Source organism: Bacillus sp. SIMBA_074, assembly GCF_046534555.1.
Taxonomy (GTDB): Bacteria; Bacillota; Bacilli; order Bacillales; family Bacillaceae_G; genus Bacillus_A; species Bacillus_A mycoides.
Genome location: NZ_JAWRYM010001000.1, coordinates 1 through 248 on the forward strand (window position 1 = coordinate 1; position 248 = coordinate 248).

Annotated in this window: 1 protein-coding gene; it reads left to right on the forward strand. The window is 65.7% G+C overall.

The window, feature by feature from the left end:
* Window positions 1–52: 52 nt before the first annotated feature.
* The coding region (locus SB773_RS33780) for a hypothetical protein (RefSeq protein ID WP_410594841.1) at window positions 53–248 on the forward strand (196 nt) is incomplete at its 3' end.

Below are 248 nucleotides of genomic sequence, written 5' to 3' on the forward strand. Positions count from 1 at the left end.
GGTCGATCGGACGGGCGTTCCGCCTGAGGAGTTGCGGCAGATCGCCCGGCTCATGGAGTCGCTCGCGGGTCTGCGGGAAGCCGAGCAGACCCTCTCTCAGGCTTCACGCCGGTACATGCGCCTCAATGAGACCGACATGCGTGCGCTGCACTATCTGATCGTGTGTGCGAATCGGAGCCTGGTGGCGACACCCGGGGGTATAGCTCACCACCTCGACGTCTCGACGGCCGCGACGACCAAGCTCCTCG